This window comes from Microterricola viridarii (genome assembly GCF_001542775.1).
GTDB lineage: Bacteria > Actinomycetota > Actinomycetes > Actinomycetales > Microbacteriaceae > Microterricola > Microterricola viridarii_A.
Genome location: NZ_CP014145.1, coordinates 2,601,743 through 2,619,273, shown reverse-complemented (window position 1 = coordinate 2,619,273; position 17,531 = coordinate 2,601,743). Strand labels below are relative to the sequence as shown.

Below are 17,531 nucleotides of genomic sequence, written 5' to 3'. Positions count from 1 at the left end.
ATTGTCCCTGAGTCGCCGAGTGACGGATCCTGCGACAACGGGGATCAGTCACGCCGCCAGGTCTTGGTATTCTTGACAAAACCGCGACCAGGCAGGGGAGATTGATGATCTTCTCTCTTGTGGCGGTCGGAATCCTGGCCCTCGCCACCCCGCTGTTGACGCGCTGGCTGAAAGCGCGGGTGTTCTGGCTGATCGCCCTCGCCCCCGCCGCGCTGTTCGTGGTCACGCTGATGCAGGCACCCGGCGTCCTGGCCGGCACGCCGATCACGCAGGTATACCCCTGGATTCCGCAGCTCGGCATCGAGCTCAGCTTCCGCCTCGACCCTCTGGCCCTGCTGCTCGCCCTGATCGTGACCGGGGTCGGCGCGCTCGTGCTCGCCTACTGCGCCCGCTACTTCAGCGACGACGAGCCGGGACTCGGCCGCTTCGCCTCCCTGCTGCTGGCATTCGCCGGGGTCATGTACGGCCTCGTCACGAGCGATGACGTGATCGTCATGTTCGTGTTCTGGGAGGCCACGAGCGTGCTCTCGTACCTGCTCATCGGGCACAACACGGGCCGCAAATCGAGCCGTGGTGCTGCGCTCCAGGCGCTCACCGTCACCACCTTTGGCGGTCTGGCGATGCTCGTCGGAATCGTCATGCTCGCCATGGCGAGCGGAACCACCTCGCTCACCGAGATCATCGCGAACCCGGTCGGCGGCGCCTTCGGCCAGGTCGCCATCGTGCTCGTTCTGCTCGGCGCGCTGAGCAAGAGCGCGCTCGTGCCGTTCCACTTCTGGCTGCCAGCCGCGATGGCCGCACCGACGCCCGTGAGTGCCTACCTGCACGCGGCCGCCATGGTGAAGGCCGGTATCTACATCATCGCCCGCTTCGCGCCCGGCTACGCCGAGCAGCCGCTGTGGCAGCCGATCCTGGTCACGGTCGGTGTGCTCACCATGCTCGTCGGCGGCTGGCGCGCCATGCGCCAGTACGACCTCAAGCTGCTGCTGGCCTACGGCACGGTCAGCCAGCTCGGGTTCCTCACCATCATGCTCGGCTTCGGCACCCGCGCGGCGGCGCTGGCCGGCGGCGCACTGCTGCTGGCGCACGCGCTCTACAAGGCGACCCTGTTCCTGGTTGTCGGCATCATCGACCACGCGACGGGCACCAGGGACTGGCGCAAGCTCTCTGGCCTCGGCCGGCGGATGCCCGTGCTGGCCGTGATCGCATCGATCGCCGTCGCCTCCATGGCGGGCCTGCCCCCGCTGCTCGGCTTCGTGGCGAAGGAGAGCGTGTTCGGCTCGCTGCTCGAGGCGACGTCGGGAGACGCCGGAACGAGCGTGTTCTGGGCCTGGGTCGCGCTGATCGGCGTCGTCGTCGGCTCGGTGCTCACCGTCGCCTACAGCCTGCGATTCATCTGGGGTGCGTTCTCGACCAAGCCGGATGTCGGCACGATCAGCCTGCACCAGACCGGGTTCGGCATCCTCACCGCGCCGCTCGTGCTCTCGGTCGCGACGATCGGCTTCGGCGTTGCCGCCGGCGTGGTCGACGCGCTCGTTGCGCCATACGCCGACACCCTGCCCGGCCCGCACGATCAGCATCTCGCCCTCTGGCACGGCTTCGAGCCGGCGCTGGCGATCTCTGCCGGCGTGCTGCTGCTCGGCCTTGTCTTGATGCTGCGCCGACGCCAGGTCGGCCGACTGCAGGCCAAGCTGCCGCAGACCCTCGATGCCGGGCGCGAGTACGTGCAGATCATGCGCGCGCTGGACCGGTTCGCCGCACGGCTGACCACGCGCATCCAGCGCGGCGGCCTGCCCGCCTACCTGGCCGTCATCATCGGCGTCTTCGTGCTCGGACTCGGTCTCTCCGCCGCGATGAACCGCTCGTGGCCAGAGGGCGTCGTGCCGTGGGACTACGCCGTGCAGCCCTTCATCGCCCTGGTCATGGGCATGGCGGCCATCGGCGCGGCCATCGCCGGCCACCGGATGACGGCCGTGCTGCTCGTCGGAGTGACCGGCTACGGCCTGGTGCTGCTCTTCGCGATGGGCGGCGCCCCGGACCTGGCGCTCACCCAGGCGCTCGTCGAGACGCTCACCGTCGTCGTCTTCGTGCTCGTGCTGCGCCGTCTGCCGCAGCAGATCGCCGCCCGCAACAAGGCGGTGCACAAGGGGTTCCGCGCGATCCTCGGCATCCTCGCCGGCACGGTGATGGCGGTCATCGCGGTGATCGCCCTCGGCGCCCGCGAGGCGGCATCGATCTCGGCCGGGCTGCCCGGCCTGGCCGCGGAGGCGCACGGCAAGAACATCGTGAACGTGATGCTCGTCGACATCCGCGCCTGGGACACCATGGGCGAGATCGCCGTGCTCGTCGCCGTCGCGACGGGTGTGGCCAGCCTCGTCTTCATCTCTGGCCGTGCGGCCCCGGTCGAGCGGATGGAGGGCGGCGGCGAGCGACGCAACCGCCCCGTGCTGAACGCCAGCGCCGTCTCACGGCAGACCTGGCTGCTCGCCGGCCGCACCCTCTCGCCGCAGAACCGCTCGATCATCATCGAGGTGCTCGTGCGCCTGCTGTTCCACCCGGCCATCATCGTCTCGGTCTACCTGCTCTTCGTCGGCCACAACCAGCCGGGCGGAGGCTTCGCCGGCGGCCTGCTGGCCGGCCTCGCGCTCGTGGCGCGCTACCTGGCAGGCGGCCGCTACGAGCTGGCCGAGGCCGTGCCGATCGACGCGGGCAAGCTGCTCGGCACCGGGCTGCTGCTGGCGGTGGGCACCGCGCTCAGCTCGATGTTCTTCGGGCTGCAGGTGCTGGAGTCCTCCTGGTTCGAGGCCAGCATCCCGGTGCTCGGTGAGATCTCCATCGGCACCTCGACGCTGTTCGACATCGGCGTCTACCTGGTGGTCTTCGGCCTGGTGCTCGACATCCTGCGCAGCCTGGGCAGCGAGGTCGACCGCCAGCAGGAAGACCAGGAAGAGGACGACGAAGAGGCCGAGTACGCGCGCCCGAGCTCCTCGCACACCGACCCGGCGAAGCCGAACCCGGCAGAGGGGGCGTCCTCATGAACGCGTCGATGACGCTCATCCTGCTGATGGCGGTCATGTACGGCTCCGGCGTCTACGTGCTGCTCGAGCGCAGCCTCACCCGCGTGCTGATCGGCTTCCTGCTGGTCGGCAACGCCACCAACATCCTGCTGTTCCTGATGAGCGGCCGGCCGGGCCTCGGCCCGATCATGAACGACGGGGTGGCTGCCGCAGACATCTCAGACCCGCTGCCGCAGGCCCTCATCCTCACCGCCATCGTGATCAACCTCGGCATCACCGCCTTCATGCTCGCCCTCATCTACCGGTCCTGGTGGCTGGCCCAGCTGGGGGCCAAGGGCGACCTCATCGATGACGAAGAGCAAGACCTCGAAGACGCGCTCGCCTCGGCCGCCGAGCTGCGCCGCTCCGAAGACGACGACACCGCCATCCAGGCCATCCTCGACGCCAGTGATGAGCACCTCGGCGAGGCCGGCGACGTCGACGACACGGCAGACGATGCCGACGCGGATGCCGCAGAGCTGCTCGCCGAGCTCACCGCGCTCGACGCCCCGACGGATACCGCCGCGCACGACACACAGCGCGGCACCACCGAACCGCCAACCAGAGAGGGGAACCGCTGATGCCCCAGCTCATCCCACTCATGGTCCTGATCCCGCTGATCGCGGCCGCGCTCACCGTGATCTTCGGGCGACAGCCGCGCCTGCAGGTGGCCATCAGCAGTGCAGCCCTCACCGCGACGGTCGCGATCAGCGCCGTGCAGCTCTGGCTCATCGACCTCAACGGCCCCGCCGTTGTCGCCGTCGGCGGCTGGGCGGCCCCGTGGGGTATCGCGCTCGTCGTCGACAGGCTGTCCGCGATCATGCTGCTGATCTCGGCGGTCATGCTGCTCGGCGTGCTCATCTACTCCATCGGCCAGGGCGTCGCCGACCGGCACCGCGAGACCCCGGTGTCGATCTTCCACCCCAGCTACCTGATCCTGTCGGCCGGCGTCTTCACCACCTTCATCGCCGGCGACCTGTTCAACCTCTACGTCGGCTTCGAGGTGCTGCTCGCCTCCAGCTACGTGCTGCTCACCCTCGGCGGCACCGGTGAGCGCATCCGCGCCGGCGTCACATACATCATCGTCAGCCTGGTGAGCTCACTGTTCTTCCTGGCCTCGATCGCGCTCATCTACGGCGCCACCGGCACCGTCAACATGGCCCAGCTCTCTGTACGCCTCGGCGAGCTGCCGGCAGACGTGCAGCTGGTGCTGCACCTGCTGCTGCTGATCGGGTTCGGCATCAAGGCCGCAGTGTTCCCGCTCTCGTTCTGGCTGCCGGACTCCTACCCGACGGCGCCGGCCCCCGTCACCGCGGTGTTCGCCGGCCTGCTCACCAAGGTGGGCGTGTACGCGCTGATCCGCACCGAGACGGTGCTCTTCGCCGGGCAGGACCTCAGCGCGCTGTTCCTCGTGATCGGCAGCCTGACGATGATCGTCGGCATCCTCGGTGCGCTGGCCCAGGCCGACATCAAACGTCTGCTCTCCTTCACCCTGGTCAGCCACATCGGCTACATGCTGTTCGGCATCGGGCTGGCCTCGACGCTCGGCCTCGCCGCGACGATCTACTACGTCGTGCACCACATCACGGTGCAGACGACATTGTTCCTCACCACGGGTCTGATCGAGCGCATCGGCGGAGCCACATCGATCAACCGGCTGGCCGGGCTGCTCAAGGCCTCGCCGCTCGTCGCGATCCTGTTCTTCATCCCCGCGCTGAACCTCGGCGGCATCCCACCGTTCTCCGGCTTCATCGGCAAGGTCGGCCTGTTCATGGCCGGTGTCGACTCGCCGAGCCCGCTGGTCTGGATCGGGATCGCGGCCGGCGCCATCACCTCGCTGCTCACCCTGTATGCGCTCACCCGATTCTGGAACATGGCGTTCTGGCGCGGCAAGGGCGAGCTGCAGGGCTACGAGTCGGTGCTGATCGAGTCGCTGCAAGAAGCCCCGGAGGCCCCCGACGCCTCCGTCGCCGTCAAGACCCGCACCGTGCCGGCCAGCATGCTGGCCGTGACGACCGGCATGGTCGCCCTGACGGTCGCGCTCACCGTCTTCGCCGGGCCGCTGTTCGGAATCGCCGAACGCGCCGCAGAGGACCTGAAGACGCCGGCCTTCTACGTCGACACCGTGTTCCCCGGGGGTGTGCAGTGAGCGCGCGCAAAGTCACCGCCCCCGCCAACCGGGCCACCATGCGTGGCGGCGTCATCCCCTCCAACCGCGTGCCGAGCGGGCCGGCGTTCCCCGAGACCGAGCAGACGCACCGGCAGAACCTGTGGCGGCAGTTCCCGCTGCTCGTGATCCTGGTGCTGCTCTGGATGCTGCTCTGGGACGACCTCACGGTGATGACACTGTTCACCGGCATACTGATGGCGCTGTTCGTGACCCGCGTCTTCTACCTGCCGCCGATCGCGCTCAGCGGCCGCCTCAACCCGTGGCGGCTCGCCATCTTCGTGGGGCGCATGATCTACGACATCCTCTTCGCCTCGGTGCACGTCGCCTACCTCGCGATCAACCCGCGCTACCACCCCATCAACTCGATCCTCGCGATCAAGCTGCACACTCGGAGCGACCTGGTGATCACGCTCACCGCCGTCTCGATCTCGCTGGTGCCCGGCACCGTCGTCATCGACGCCGACCGCGAGAACGCCATCCTCTACATCCACGCCCTCGGCACGCGTACGCCGGAAGACATCGACAGGATCCGGCGTGAGGTGCTCGGCACCGAGGAGCGCATCGTGCTGGCGATCGGCGCGAAAGACGAAGCGGCCGGCATCCGCGAGGATCGCCGGCAGCGCGAGGGCGGCGTCGGCACCGTCGGCGCCAGACGGAAGGGAGACTGACATGTCGTTCCTCATGGTTGTCGCCGTCTTGGCGGGGGTGATGTTCGGCATCGGCGCGCTCTGCGCGGTGTACCGCATCATCCGTGGGCCGTCGATCCTGGACCGCGCCCTGGCCGCCGACGTCATGCTCGCCATCGCCATCTGCGCGCTCGGCTCTGAGATGGCCATCAACCAGCACACCGACACGCTGCCCGTGCTGTTGGTGCTGGCCATGTTCGCCATCGTCGGGTCGATCAGCATCGCCCGCTTCATGTCGAAGCAGGACGCATCATGAGTGAGGGCGGAGCGATCGTCGCTGGCGTGCTCATTCTGCTCAGCGCCTTCCTGTCGATGGCGGCCGGCATCGGCATCCTGCGCTTCCCCGACGTGCTCTCGCGCCTACACGCCTCGACCAAGCCGCAGATCCTCGGCGTCGCCGCCATCGTGGTCGCCATCTGGCTGCTGAACCCGAGCTGGGGCGTGGCGTCCACGCTGATCCTGGTGCTCGGCTTCCAGCTGATGACGCAGCCCATGACGGCGCACATGATCGGCCGTGCGGCCTACCGAACCGAGCATGTCCGTGCCGACCTGCTCATCGCCGACGAGATCGCGGATGCCGTCGAGGCCGCGTCGCGGGCCGAGGCTTCAGACTCCGGCGAGTCCCGCCCCGCCGGTTGAGCACATCCCGGCGGGTGGCTGAGCCCCCCACGGAGAGCACAGCCACGCCCACCGATTAGAACGGCTTGGTGGGCAGGTACTTTCCGTCGAGGGTGATCACGGCGCGTGAGCCTCCATCGGGGTCGTCGACCTTCTTGATGTCCAGCTTGAAGTTGATGGCGCTGATGATGCCGTCGCCGAACTGTTCGTGGACCAGGGCCTTCAGGGTGGAGCCGTAGACCTGCAGCATCTCGTAGAACCGGTACACGGTGGGGTCGGTCGGGATGCCGCCGGGGATGCTGCCGCGCAGCGGAATGGTCTGCAGCAGCAGGACGGCGTCCTCGTCCAGGCCGAGCCGCTCAGCGACGACCTCCGCGGCGGCTTCAGGCAACGGGTGCTGGCCGAGCAGGGCGGCGGTGACGAAGGCAAGCCTCAGGCCGGTTCCCTCGGTGAGCTCCTGCCAGGAGAGGTTCCTGCGCATCTTGGCGTCGATGATGGCGGCGGTCAGTTCTTCGCGTGAAGCCTGAGTGCTCTGGGAGTGAATCATGGTTGTTTCCTTTTCTTTCTTTCTTTCGGGGGTCTGGGGTGCTCAGGCAGCCAGAACGGCTGCGGCTCGAGCGGTCAAGGCCGGCGTTGCGCTGGTCTGCCGGTTCTCGGCCAGAGGGACAAAGCGCCCGGTGGTGCCATCGAGCGTGTCGATGGAGCCGGTCTCGATGTCGTAGGCCCAGCCGTGGAGCTTCAGCCGGCCTTGGTTCAGTGCCAGGGCGACGGAGGGATGGGTCCTGATGTTGGTCAGTTGGGCGATGACGTTCTCGCGGACCATGGCCTCCAGCCGCTCGTGAGCAGACTGATGGGTGCGGGCGGCATTGACGATCTTCGCGGCGTTGGCATGTGCCAGCCAGCCGGCCACGGCGGGCACGTAGTCCATGTTCGTGTCGGTCGAGATGGCGGTCATCGCACCGCAGTCGGAGTGACCGCAGACGATGATGTCCGTGACTCCCAGCACCGCGACCGCGTACTCGACGGTCGCGGAGACCCCGCCAGGCTCCGGACCGTACGCCGGAACAATATTGCCGGCATTGCGGATCACGAACAGGTCTCCGGGCTCCTGCTGGGTCAACAACTCGGGCACGATCCGGCTGTCCGAGCAGCTGATGAACAGCGCCTGGGGTTCTGCGCGGTGGCCAGATCTTTGAAGAGCCCGGAGCGCTCCGGGAATGCCTCCTCGTGAAATTTCAGAAAGCCGTCGATGATGTCTTGCATGTGAGTCTCCTTCGCTGTTGTGGGGGATAACTCAAGGATGAACGCGAATGGCTATAGTGTCCAAGACTCATTTGCCCTGAAGCCAATAGGCAAAACCTATAGTTGGAGAATCGTGATGCTACGCCACATTCGCTACCTGACCGCGGTCGCGGAACACCAGAGCTTCACCCGCGCGGCCGAGGCCCTGCACGTCTCCCAACCGACGCTGTCGCAGCAGGTCAAGCAACTTGAAAGCTCGCTGCAGGCCCAGCTCTTGGACCGGTCGGGGCGGACCGTGAGGCTGACCGATGCCGGTGAGGCCTACCTGCGCTATGCCCGCCGTGCCCTGCGCGAACTGGACGCGGGAACGCGGGCGATTCATGACGTTCAGGATCTGAGCCGCGGATCACTCCGCCTGGCGACGACGCCGACGTTCACGTCGTACCTCATCGGTCCGCTGATCGAACGCTTCAGCACTCGGCATCCGGGGATCGCCCTGAGCGTGCGGGAGATGACACAAGACCGCATCGAGGCCGCCCTGGCCGAGGACTCCCTCGATCTCGGCATCGCGTTCGCTGAGGCGCGCTCGCCAGAGGTCGAGGCCCAGGCATTATTCGTCGAGACGTTGAGCCTGGTCGTCGGCGGCAACCACCCCCGCGCCGGGGCGCAGGAACCACTGGCGCTGCAGGAGCTGGAGCAGGAGAGGCTGGTGCTTCTCAGCAGCGACTTTGCGACCCGGCGCCACATCAACACGCACTTCCGGGATCACGGCATTGCCCCGCACATCGCGATTGAAGCGGACTCCATCAGTGCGATCGTGGAGATCATCCGCCGGGGCCAGCTTGCCACCGTGCTGCCTGAAGCCAGTGCCCGTGAGCAATCTGGGCTCCACCCGATTGACCTGTCGCCGGCTATTCCGCACCGCACCGCAGCGCTCCTCCGGCGGAAAGGCGCCTACACGAGCGCCGCCAGCGAGGCCTTCACCGAGCTGGCGGTGACGTGGGGGTAGCTCACTGTGCCTGGTCGAGCGCCTTCGCCGGGTGGCAGGCCGTTGCCGTGAGGCGGCCCTCCGGGTCGAGGCGCTCCAGCAGTGAGCCGGCGATCGCGTAGAGCTGGTCGAGCTGCTCGGTGCTGAGCGCGTCGAGCACGGTGCTGCGCACGGTGTCATGGTGGCCGGGGGCCGCGGCATCCAGCAGCGCCAGGCCCTCCGGGGTGATGCGCGCGTTCGTGGCGCGGCGGTCCTCTGGGCACGGGAACCGCTCGACGAGCCCGCGCTCCTCGAGCCGGCGCACCACGTGGGAGAGCCGGGGGAGGGTCGCGTTGGTGCTCGCCGCGAGCGCGGTCATGCGCGCGGTGTGGTCTGCGGCATCCGCCAGCACCATCAGCGTCACGTACTCGAAGTGGGTGAGCTTGACGTCGCGCAGCAGCTGGGCGTCCAGCACAGGGGGCAGCAGCTCGACGACGGCGATCAGGCGCTGCCAAGCGGCGGCCTCCTCGCCGCTCATCGGGCGCACGGGGGCCGGGCTGGTGCTGGTCGCGTGCTCGGTCATGCTCCGATTCTAGCGCTTGTTGCTGCAATAGTTGACGCGACAACTAAATAGGGTTATGGTCTTAGTTGTTGGAACAACCAAAGCGCCGCCGGCGCGGAACCTCGGGAGAGAAATGACCACGGTCAGCATCATCGGAAACGGCAACATGGGCACCGCAATCGGCGGCATCGTGACGGCGGGAGGCAACAACGTCGAGTTCATCGGGCGTGAGGCGGATGCCGCCATCAGCGGTGACATCGTCGTCTTCGCTGTCGGCTACCCGGCCGTCGCGGACGTCATCGCCACGCACGGCGACAAGCTCGCCGGCAAGGTCGTCGTCGACATCACCAACCCGCTGAACTTCGAGACCTTCGACTCGCTCGTCGTGCCCGCCGACGGCTCCGCCGCCGCGGTCATCGCCGAGGCGCTGCCTACCTCCCGCGTGCTCAAGGCGTTCAACACGAACTTCGCCGCGACCCTGGCCGGCAACACCGTCGGCGGGAACGCGGCCACCACCGTGCACATCGCCGGTGACGACGCCGACGCCAAGGCGCTGCTCGGTTCGGTGCTGCAGGCCGGCGGCGTGGCCTCGGTCGACGCCGGTGCGCTCACCCGTGCCCGCGAGCTGGAGGCCATCGGCTTCCTGCAGCTGACCCTCGCCGTGCAGGAGAAGATCGGCTGGAATGCCGGCTTCGCGCTGATCAAGTAGCCCGCGCCGCCGCCCGCCTGTGCGGGCGTCGGTGGTGAAGGGGCCGCACCGCAAGCGGGGCGGCCCCTTCGTGCTGTCCGGACGCCCTAGGATCGCTGCAGGCGCAGTTGTCGCCGGCGTAGCCGCCGGCGTAGCCGCCGGCGTAGCCGCCGGCTGGTGGTTTACCGAGGGAGGGTGGCATGGCGGAGCGCGACGCTGGCACGGTGCCGATCGCCGAATCCCGCATGCACGGCATCGCACGCTCGCTCGTCTCGGAGTCCGCCGTGTACGGCGTGATTCTGGTCTCGGCCATGGTCATCGTCACCGGGCAGAAGTCCGACGCCTCGCTCGACGTGTTCCTCAAGGTGCTCGGCACCGTGCTCGTGTTCTGGATCGCTCACGTGTTCGCCGAGGTCGTCGCCGGCTACGGTGCCTCCGACGGCGCGGACTCGGTGTCACCGGGCAAGCTGCTGAGGCACGGCGTGCAACGCTCGTGGGGGCTGCTCGCCGCCGCGCTCATCCCGTTGGCGGTGATCCTGCTCGGCACGGCTGGCGTGCTGAGCGATGACGCGGCCGTATGGACGGCGCTCTGGATCGACGTGGTCCTGCTCGGCGGGCTCGGCTACCTGGCCGTCGCCCGGCGCACCCCGCGGCACGCGCCGCGCCTGCTCGGCGCGCTCCTCACGGCGGCCCTCGGCGGGGCGATCATGCTGCTGAAGGTGTTCATCCACTGAGTTCGCCGGCTGGGCACTGCTGGGATACGACTATTCGGCCGCCCCCGCCAGGTAATCCAGCTGAGCACGCACGGAGGCGGTGGCCGCCGGCACAACGGCCGGGTCGACATCCGGGTAGACGAGCGCCGTCACCTGTGCCGCAAGCGCCTCGGATTCCGGGCCGGATGACAGCACGCTGGCCGTGGCCACGCCGAGTGTGGCGAGCGCCGCGCGCACCTCGGCCAGGCGCTGCCGCCGGTGCGCCAGGTACCGGGCCGAGATCTCGGCAACGCTGGGCAGAGTCGGCCCGTGGGCCGGCAACACGAGCGCCGGGCCGAGCGCGGCGAGCCGTTCCAGCGACTCCAGGTACTCGCCGAGGGTGCCGTCCGGCCGACCCCCGGCGGAGCCGACCGGATGCGCGATGACGGTGGTGCCGCGGCCGAGGATGGTGTCTCCCGTCAGCACGGAACCGGCGCTGGCGGTTGCGCCGGTTTCCAGGCCCGCGTCGTCCGGCAACAGGAAGCAGAGCGAGTCGGCCGTGTGGCCCGGCGTGTGCAGCACCACGATCTCGGTGCCCGCCGCCTCGAGCCGCTCGCCGTCTCGCAGCGGATCCCCACCGATGCAGTAGTCGGGGTCGTAGGCCCGCACGGGGGCGCCGGTGAGCGCGGCCAGCCGCGCGCTGCCCTCGGTGTGGTCGATGTGCTTGTGGGTGACGAGGATCAGCTCGACCGGGCCGGCTCCGGCCAGTGCGGCCAGGTGTGCCTCGTCCAACGGCCCGGGGTCGACGACGACGGATGCCGCGGCATCCGCTGCCCGGATCAGGTAGCTGTTCGTGCCGTCGAGCGTCATCGGCCCGGGGTTCGGGGCGAGCAGCCGCCGGGTCAGGCGGCTCGTTGCGGTGGCGTCCATGTGCATCCTTTGGCTCTACTCCCGCAGCCTAGTGCGGCGCCCGCAGCGCACCGGGCGAACGGCTGGCGTATTCTGAGGCGGTCAGAGGGGACGCCCATGAATCCAGCAGAGCACGCCATGCCGGCAGGCGTCAGCGGCCTGGCCGCCACCGTCGTGCTGTTGCGCGAGCCGCCGCGGGGCGCCGGCGGCGTCGAGGTGCTGCTGCTGGAGCGCCCGCGCGACCGCGGCAGCTTCGCCGGCGGCTGGGTGTTCCCGGGCGGGGCCGTCGACGCCGAGGACCTGCCGGGCGCCGCGCCCGGCTCCGCCGTCGCGCTCCTGGACCTCACGCCGGCGGACGAGGAGGCAGCGAGCCGGCGAGCGGCCGTCCGTGAGACCCGCGAGGAGACCGGGCTGCTGTTGCGGGAGGCCGACCTGGTGACGCTCTCGCTTTGGAGCCCGCCCGCCGAGGCGCCCAAACGTCTGCGCACCTGGTTCTGGCTTGCCGCGGCACCGACGGGAGCGATCGTCCTGCAACCGCACGAGGCCGTCGACCACCGCTGGCTGACGCCGGACGCCGCGCTCGCACTGCACGCGGCCGGCGAGCTGCGGCTCTTCCCGCCGACCTGGCTCACCCTGCACGGGCTGCTCGGAGCGGCATCCGTCGCCGAGGTGCTGCAGGGCGCCCGGCGCAGCGTGCGCGCCGAGTTTGCCACGCGCATCGTGCGCGGCGCCGACATCACGCTGTGGCCGCCGGATGTCGCGTACGGCGACGCGGCCATCGACATGGGGCTCGTCGACGCGCTGGGCCCGCGCCACCGGCTCGAGATGCGCGAGCTGCCGTGGCGGTACCTGCGCGAGGGCTGAGCCGCCGGCGGTTCGGGGCAGGGCGGGGTCAGCGCGCGGGCGCGGTCGACTCGCGCTCGACGAGCGTGAACGGCACGGTGAGCGTGCGCGGCGCCAGCTCCTCCCCGCGGGCGGCGATGCGCTCGGCCAGCATGTGCACGGCCAGGGTGGCGATCTGCTCGCGGCCGGGGCTGATGGTGGTCAGCGCCGGTAGTGAGTAACGGGAGTCGTCGAGGTCGTCGAAGCCGATCACCGAGACCTGCTCCGGCACCCGGATGCCGCGCTGCCCGAGCGCGCGCAGTGCACCGAGCGCGAGCGCGTCGTTGAAGGCGACGATCCCATCGAACGCGATGCCCTCGTCCAACAGCGCATCGGTCGCCGCGGCGCCGTCGAAGCGCGTCCATGACTCGACGGGGCGCACGAGTCCGGCGGCGTCGATGCCCGCGGCCTCCACGGCCTGCCGGTAGCCGAGCAGGCGCAGGCCGCCCGCCCCGGAGGTGTCGCCTGGCCGGGCGCCGAGCGCGACGATGCGGCGCCGGCCGAGCCCGAGCAGGTGCTCGGTGGCGGCGCGGATCGCCTCGGTGTTGCGCATGGTCACATGGTCGACGGGGGAGTCGGTACCCGGCGGCAACTGGGCGTAGAGGCCGGTGTCCTCCGCCTCGCTGCCGAGCGTGCTGAACAGCATGCCGTCGACGAGTTGCGCCCTGCTGACGCGGGGCGCAGCGGCATCCGGCCGGGACTGCTCGATCAGAACGGAGAGGCCCTCGCGGTCGGCGGCGTCCATGACGGCCTCGGCCAGTTCGGCGAAGTAGGGGTTCCGCAGCGTCGGCAGGACGAGGCTGATGACGCCGGTGCGGCCGGAGCGCAGATTGCGCGCTGTCAGGTTCGGCCGGTAGTCGACGGCCGCGATCGCGTCGAGCACGCGCTGCTTCGTCGCCGGGCGGATGTGCGGGTGGTCGTGGATGACGTTCGAGACCGTCTTGATCGAGACGCCGGCGAGGCGCGCGACGTCGGAGAGCGTTGCGGCCATGAGGCTCCTCGTCGTGGATGGGAGTCCCAAGGTATCAGGATTCGCCTAGACGCTCGACGTCCGCGATGCTAGGTTTACAACGTTGTAAATGAGGCCGACAGCGGCCAGCAAAGGAGCGCACCGCGTGACCACCAGCACCACCACCCCGGCCGAACGCTACGTGATCGGCGTCGACTACGGCACCCTCTCCGGCCGCGCCCTCGTCGTGCGCGTCTCCGACGGCGCCGAGCTCGGCTCCGCCACCCTCGACTACCCGCACGCCGTCATGGACACCGCGCTGACCGCCGGCCCGGCCGCGGCCGCCGGCGCCCCGCGCGCCCTCGCCCCCGACTGGGCGCTGCAGGTGCCGGCCGACTACGTCGCCGTACTGAAGAGCGCCGTGCCCGCCGCGGTCGCCGCCGCCGGCATCGACCCGGCCCTGGTGATCGGCATCGGCACCGATTTCACCGCCTGCACCATGGTGCCGACGCTCGCCGACGGCACCCCGCTCAGCGAGCTGGGCGAGCACGCCGACAACCCGCACGCCTACGTGAAACTGTGGAAGCACCACGCCGCGCAGCCGCACGCAGACCGCATCAACGAGCTCGCCGCCGCCCGCGGCGAGGCCTGGCTGCCGCGTTACGGCGGGCTCATCTCCAGCGAGTGGGAGTTCGCCAAGGGGCTGCAGCTGCTCGAGGAGGCGCCGGAAGTCTACGCGGCGATGGAGCACTGGGTGGAGGCAGCCGACTGGATCGTCTGGCAGCTCACCGGCCAGTACGTGCGGAACGCCTGCACGGCCGGCTACAAGGGCATCTGGCAGGACGGCGAGTACCCGTCGAGTGAGTTCCTCGGTGCGCTGAACCCCGCCTTCTCCGGCTTCGTCATCGACAAGCTCGACCACCGGATCGGCCAGCTCGGCGACGCAGCCGGCACGCTGAGCGCCGAGGCGGCCGCCTGGACGGGCCTGCCGGAGGGCATCGCCGTGGCCGTCGGCAACGTCGACGCGCACGTCACCGCCCCGGCAGCGCAGGCCGTGCAACCCGGCCAGATGCTCGCCATCATGGGCACCAGCACCTGCCACGTGATGAACGCAGACACCCTCGCCGAGGTGCCCGGCATGTGCGGCGTCGTCGACGGCGGCATCGTCTCCGGCCTTTACGGCTACGAGGCGGGGCAGTCCGGCGTCGGCGACATCTTTGCCTGGTACGTCAAGAACCAGGTGCCCGCCCGCTACTTCGAGGCGGCGGATGCGGCAGGCAGCAGCATCCACCAGCACCTCACCGACCTGGCCTACCTGGAGCCGGTCGGCGCCCACGGGCTGGTCGCCCTGGACTGGCAGAGCGGCAACCGCTCCGTGCTGGTCGACCACGAACTCTCCGGCGTCGTGCTCGGCAGCACGCTCAGCACCCGGCCGGAGGAGGTCTACCGGGCGCTCCTGGAGGCGACGGCCTTCGGTGCCCGCACCATTGTCGAGACCTTCAACGCCAGCGGCGTTCCCGTCACCGAGTTCATCGTGGCCGGGGGGCTGTTGAAGAACCCGCAGCTGATGCAGACGTACAGCGACGTGCTGCGCATGCCCATCTCGACGATCGCCAGCGAACAGGGCCCGGCGCTCGGCTCGGCAATCCACGCCGCGGTCGCCGCCGGCGCCTACGCCGACGTGCTCGCGGCCGGCCAGGCGATGGGCAAGCTCAACAAGAACGTCTACACGCCTAACCAGGCATCCGCCGACGCCTATGACGCGTTGTTCGCCGAGTACACGCTGCTGCACGACTACTTCGGTCGCGGCGCCAACGAGGTGATGCATCGGCTGCGTGCGCTGAAGCGCGAGGCCGTGGCCAGCGCATGAGCGACCTGCCTGAGGAGCTCCAGACCTCGATCGACGCGGTGCGCGCGGATGTCGCCGCGCTGCACGGCGAGCTGGTGCGGAACGGCCTCGTCGTGTGGACCGGCGGGAACGTGTCCGGCCGCGTGCCCGGCGCCGACCTGTTCGTGATCAAGCCCTCCGGTGTCGCCTATGACGACCTGGCCGCGGAGAACATGATCCTCTGCGACCTGGACGGCGCAGTCGTCCCCGGCACGCCGGGCAGCGAGCGGTCGCCGTCCAGCGACACCGCCGCGCACGCCTACGTCTACCGCAACATGCCAGAGGTGGGAGGCGTCGTGCACACCCACTCCGACTACGCCACCGCGTGGGCGGCGCGCGGCGAGGAGATCCCCTGCGTGATCACGGCGATGGCCGACGAGTTCGGCGGGCCGATCCCGATCGGTCCGTTCGCGATCATCGGTGACGACTCGATCGGCCGCGGCATCGTCGAGACGCTGCGTGGCCACCGCTCCCGGGCCGTCCTGATGGCGAACCATGGCCCGTTCACGATCGGCTCCGACGCCCGCGACGCGGTGAAGGCCGCCGTCATGGTCGAGGACGTCGCCCGAACGGTGCACATCGCCAAGCAGGGGGGCACGCTCATCCCGCTCGCTCAGGAGGCGATCGACTCCCTCTTCACCCGTTACCAGAACGTCTACGGACAAACCCCGCAAGGAGCACTCTCATAATGCCGAAACTCACGACGACACTCGACCACTACGAGGTGTGGTTCCTCACCGGCAGCCAGAACCTGTACGGCGAGGAGACGCTGCGCCAGGTCGCCGAGCAGTCACAGCAGATCGCCCGCACGCTGGATGCCGCGGGGGACGTGCCCGTGAAGGTCGTCTGGAAGCCCGTGCTGAAGGACTCCGACTCGATCCGCCGCCTCGCCCTCGAGGTGAACGCCGCAGACAGCGTGATCGGTGTCATCGCCTGGATGCACACCTTCTCGCCGGCCAAGATGTGGATCCACGGCCTCGACGCCCTGCAGAAGCCGCTGCTGCACCTGCACACCCAGGCCAACGTCGAGCTGCCGTGGGGCGAGATCGACTTCGACTTCATGAACCTCAACCAGGCCGCCCACGGTGACCGGGAGTTCGGCTACATCCAGACCCGCCTCGGCGTCGTGCGCAAGACCGTCGTCGGCCACGTCTCGAACCCCGCCGTCACGGCGCAGATCGGCAGCTGGCAGCGCGCGGCCGCCGGCTGGGCGGCATCCCGCACCATGAAGCTCGCGCGCTTCGGCGACAACATGCGCTACGTCGCCGTCACAGAGGGCGACAAGACCGAGGCCGAACTGCGCTTCGGCGTGCAGGTGAACACCTGGGGCGTGAACGAGCTCGCGGATGCCGTGCACGCGGCATCCGGCGCCGACATCGACGCGCTGGTCGCCGAGTACGAGGACCTCTACGCCGTGGCCCCTGAGCTTCGCCGGGGCGGCGACCGGCACGAGTCGTTGCGCTACGGCGCCGCGATCGAGATCGGCCTGCGGACATTCCTGGAGGAGGGCGGATTCAGCGCGTTCACGACCTCGTTCGAAGACCTGGGGGCGCTCCGCCAGCTGCCGGGGCTCGCCGTGCAGCGCCTGATGGCCGACGGCTACGGCTTCGGCGCCGAGGGTGACTGGAAGACGGCCATCCTGGTGCGCGTCGCCAACGTGATGGGCGCCGGCCTGCCCGGCGGCGCCTCGCTGATGGAGGACTACACCTACGACATGACACCGGGCGCTGAGCTGATCCTCGGCGCGCACATGCTCGAGGTGTCGCCGTCGCTCACCAGCTCCAAGCCGAGCCTCGAGGTGCACCCGCTCGGCATCGGCGGCAAGGAGGACCCGGTGCGCCTGGTCTTCACCGCCGACTCGGGCCCCGCCGTCGTCGTCGCGCTCAGCGACATGCGCGACCGGTTCCGCCTGGTGGCGAACGTCGTCGAGGTCGTGCAGCCGACGGCCCCGCTGCCGAATCTGCCGGTCGGCCGCGCCGTCTGGAAGCCGGCACCCGACTTCGCCACGAGCGCAGCGGCCTGGCTGACGGCCGGCGCCGCGCACCACACGGTCATGTCGACGGCCGTCGGCATCGAGGTGTTCCAGGACTACGCCGAGATTGCCGGCACCGAGCTGCTCGTGATCGACGAGAGCACCGAGCTGCGGGAGTTCGGCCGCGAGCTGCGCTGGAACCAGGCGTACTACCGGCTCGCGCAGGGACTCTAACCGACAGCGGGCAGCC

General features: G+C 69.5%; 18 protein-coding genes. 13 read left to right on the top strand and 5 right to left on the bottom strand.

Annotated features, from left to right (window positions below):
- Positions 1-104: 104 nt before the first annotated feature.
- Genes AWU67_RS11975 through mnhG form a run of 6 tightly spaced genes read left to right on the top strand, consistent with a single transcriptional unit; the run spans position 105 to position 6,551 of the window.
- Positions 105-3,038 carry a Na+/H+ antiporter subunit A gene (locus AWU67_RS11975; protein ID WP_067229309.1) on the top strand — a complete coding sequence of 978 codons (2,934 nt, stop codon included), beginning with the start codon at positions 105-107 and terminating at the stop codon, positions 3,036-3,038.
- Complete coding sequence (locus AWU67_RS11970; protein ID WP_082716955.1) at positions 3,035-3,637, top strand: sodium:proton antiporter; 603 nt, start codon at positions 3,035-3,037, stop codon at positions 3,635-3,637. Before AWU67_RS11975 ends, AWU67_RS11970 begins: the two co-directional genes overlap by 4 nt.
- Positions 3,637-5,205, top strand: a complete 1,569-nt coding sequence (locus AWU67_RS11965; protein WP_067229303.1) for a Na+/H+ antiporter subunit D — start codon at positions 3,637-3,639, stop codon at positions 5,203-5,205. Before AWU67_RS11970 ends, AWU67_RS11965 begins: the two co-directional genes overlap by 1 nt.
- Positions 5,202-5,894 carry a Na+/H+ antiporter subunit E gene (locus AWU67_RS11960; RefSeq protein WP_129586705.1) on the top strand — a complete coding sequence of 231 codons (693 nt, stop codon included), beginning with the start codon at positions 5,202-5,204 and terminating at the stop codon, positions 5,892-5,894. The genes AWU67_RS11965 and AWU67_RS11960 overlap by 4 nt, the downstream gene beginning before the upstream one ends.
- Position 5,895: 1 nt before the next feature.
- On the top strand, positions 5,896-6,168 hold the full coding sequence (locus AWU67_RS11955) for a monovalent cation/H+ antiporter complex subunit F (protein ID WP_067229300.1): 273 nt from the start codon (positions 5,896-5,898) through the stop codon (positions 6,166-6,168).
- Positions 6,165-6,551 carry a monovalent cation/H(+) antiporter subunit G gene (gene mnhG / locus AWU67_RS11950; RefSeq protein ID WP_067229297.1) on the top strand — a complete coding sequence of 129 codons (387 nt, stop codon included), beginning with the start codon at positions 6,165-6,167 and terminating at the stop codon, positions 6,549-6,551. Before AWU67_RS11955 ends, mnhG begins: the two co-directional genes overlap by 4 nt.
- A 55-nt stretch (positions 6,552-6,606) precedes the next feature.
- Here mnhG and cynS read toward each other — a convergent pair whose 3' ends face one another.
- On the bottom strand, positions 6,607-7,077 hold the full coding sequence (gene cynS, locus AWU67_RS11945; protein WP_067229295.1) for a cyanase: 471 nt from the start codon (positions 7,075-7,077) through the stop codon (positions 6,607-6,609).
- A gap of 42 nt (positions 7,078-7,119) precedes the next feature.
- Positions 7,120-7,662, bottom strand: a complete 543-nt coding sequence (locus AWU67_RS11940; RefSeq protein ID WP_269465233.1) for a carbonic anhydrase — start codon at positions 7,660-7,662, stop codon at positions 7,120-7,122.
- A gap of 246 nt (positions 7,663-7,908) precedes the next feature.
- Between AWU67_RS11940 and cynR the strand changes: the two genes are divergently transcribed.
- Complete coding sequence (cynR, locus tag AWU67_RS11935; RefSeq protein ID WP_234407431.1) at positions 7,909-8,781, top strand: transcriptional regulator CynR; 873 nt, start codon at positions 7,909-7,911, stop codon at positions 8,779-8,781.
- A 1-nt stretch (position 8,782) separates the two neighbouring features.
- Here cynR and AWU67_RS11930 read toward each other — a convergent pair whose 3' ends face one another.
- Entirely contained in the window at positions 8,783-9,322 is a 540-nt protein-coding gene (locus AWU67_RS11930; RefSeq protein ID WP_234407239.1) for a MarR family winged helix-turn-helix transcriptional regulator, read from the bottom strand.
- Between the two features lie 112 nt (positions 9,323-9,434).
- Between AWU67_RS11930 and AWU67_RS11925 the strand changes: the two genes are divergently transcribed.
- Both AWU67_RS11925 and AWU67_RS11920 read left to right on the top strand, forming a co-directional pair.
- Positions 9,435-10,010: an NADPH-dependent F420 reductase gene (locus AWU67_RS11925; protein ID WP_067229291.1), complete on the top strand. Its 576-nt coding sequence runs from the start codon at positions 9,435-9,437 to the stop codon at positions 10,008-10,010.
- Positions 10,011-10,189: 179 nt separating this feature from the next.
- On the top strand, positions 10,190-10,723 hold the full coding sequence (locus AWU67_RS11920) for a hypothetical protein (RefSeq protein WP_067229288.1): 534 nt from the start codon (positions 10,190-10,192) through the stop codon (positions 10,721-10,723).
- Between the two features lie 30 nt (positions 10,724-10,753).
- On the opposite strand, the gene AWU67_RS11915 is transcribed toward AWU67_RS11920, so the two are convergent.
- Positions 10,754-11,617: an MBL fold metallo-hydrolase gene (locus AWU67_RS11915; RefSeq protein WP_067229286.1), complete on the bottom strand. Its 864-nt coding sequence runs from the start codon at positions 11,615-11,617 to the stop codon at positions 10,754-10,756.
- A gap of 90 nt (positions 11,618-11,707) precedes the next feature.
- Between AWU67_RS11915 and AWU67_RS11910 the strand changes: the two genes are divergently transcribed.
- Positions 11,708-12,454: an NUDIX hydrolase gene (locus AWU67_RS11910; protein WP_082716954.1), complete on the top strand. Its 747-nt coding sequence runs from the start codon at positions 11,708-11,710 to the stop codon at positions 12,452-12,454.
- A gap of 28 nt (positions 12,455-12,482) precedes the next feature.
- On the opposite strand, the gene AWU67_RS11905 is transcribed toward AWU67_RS11910, so the two are convergent.
- Positions 12,483-13,463: a LacI family DNA-binding transcriptional regulator gene (locus AWU67_RS11905; RefSeq protein WP_067229279.1), complete on the bottom strand. Its 981-nt coding sequence runs from the start codon at positions 13,461-13,463 to the stop codon at positions 12,483-12,485.
- Between the two features lie 88 nt (positions 13,464-13,551).
- Here AWU67_RS11905 and araB point away from each other — a divergent pair, with 88 nt between their 5' ends.
- From araB to araA, 3 genes are read left to right on the top strand one after another with little or no spacing between them, the layout of a single operon-like run.
- Positions 13,552-15,291 (top strand): ribulokinase, encoded by a 1,740-nt coding sequence (gene araB, locus AWU67_RS11900; protein WP_082716953.1) that lies wholly within the window; start codon positions 13,552-13,554, stop codon positions 15,289-15,291.
- Positions 15,288-15,998, top strand: coding sequence for an L-ribulose-5-phosphate 4-epimerase (locus AWU67_RS11895; protein WP_067229273.1), 711 nt, complete (start codon positions 15,288-15,290; stop codon positions 15,996-15,998). Before araB ends, AWU67_RS11895 begins: the two co-directional genes overlap by 4 nt.
- Positions 15,998-17,515: an L-arabinose isomerase gene (gene araA / locus AWU67_RS11890; RefSeq protein ID WP_067229269.1), complete on the top strand. Its 1,518-nt coding sequence runs from the start codon at positions 15,998-16,000 to the stop codon at positions 17,513-17,515. Before AWU67_RS11895 ends, araA begins: the two co-directional genes overlap by 1 nt.
- The last annotated feature ends 16 nt before the right edge of the window (positions 17,516-17,531 follow it).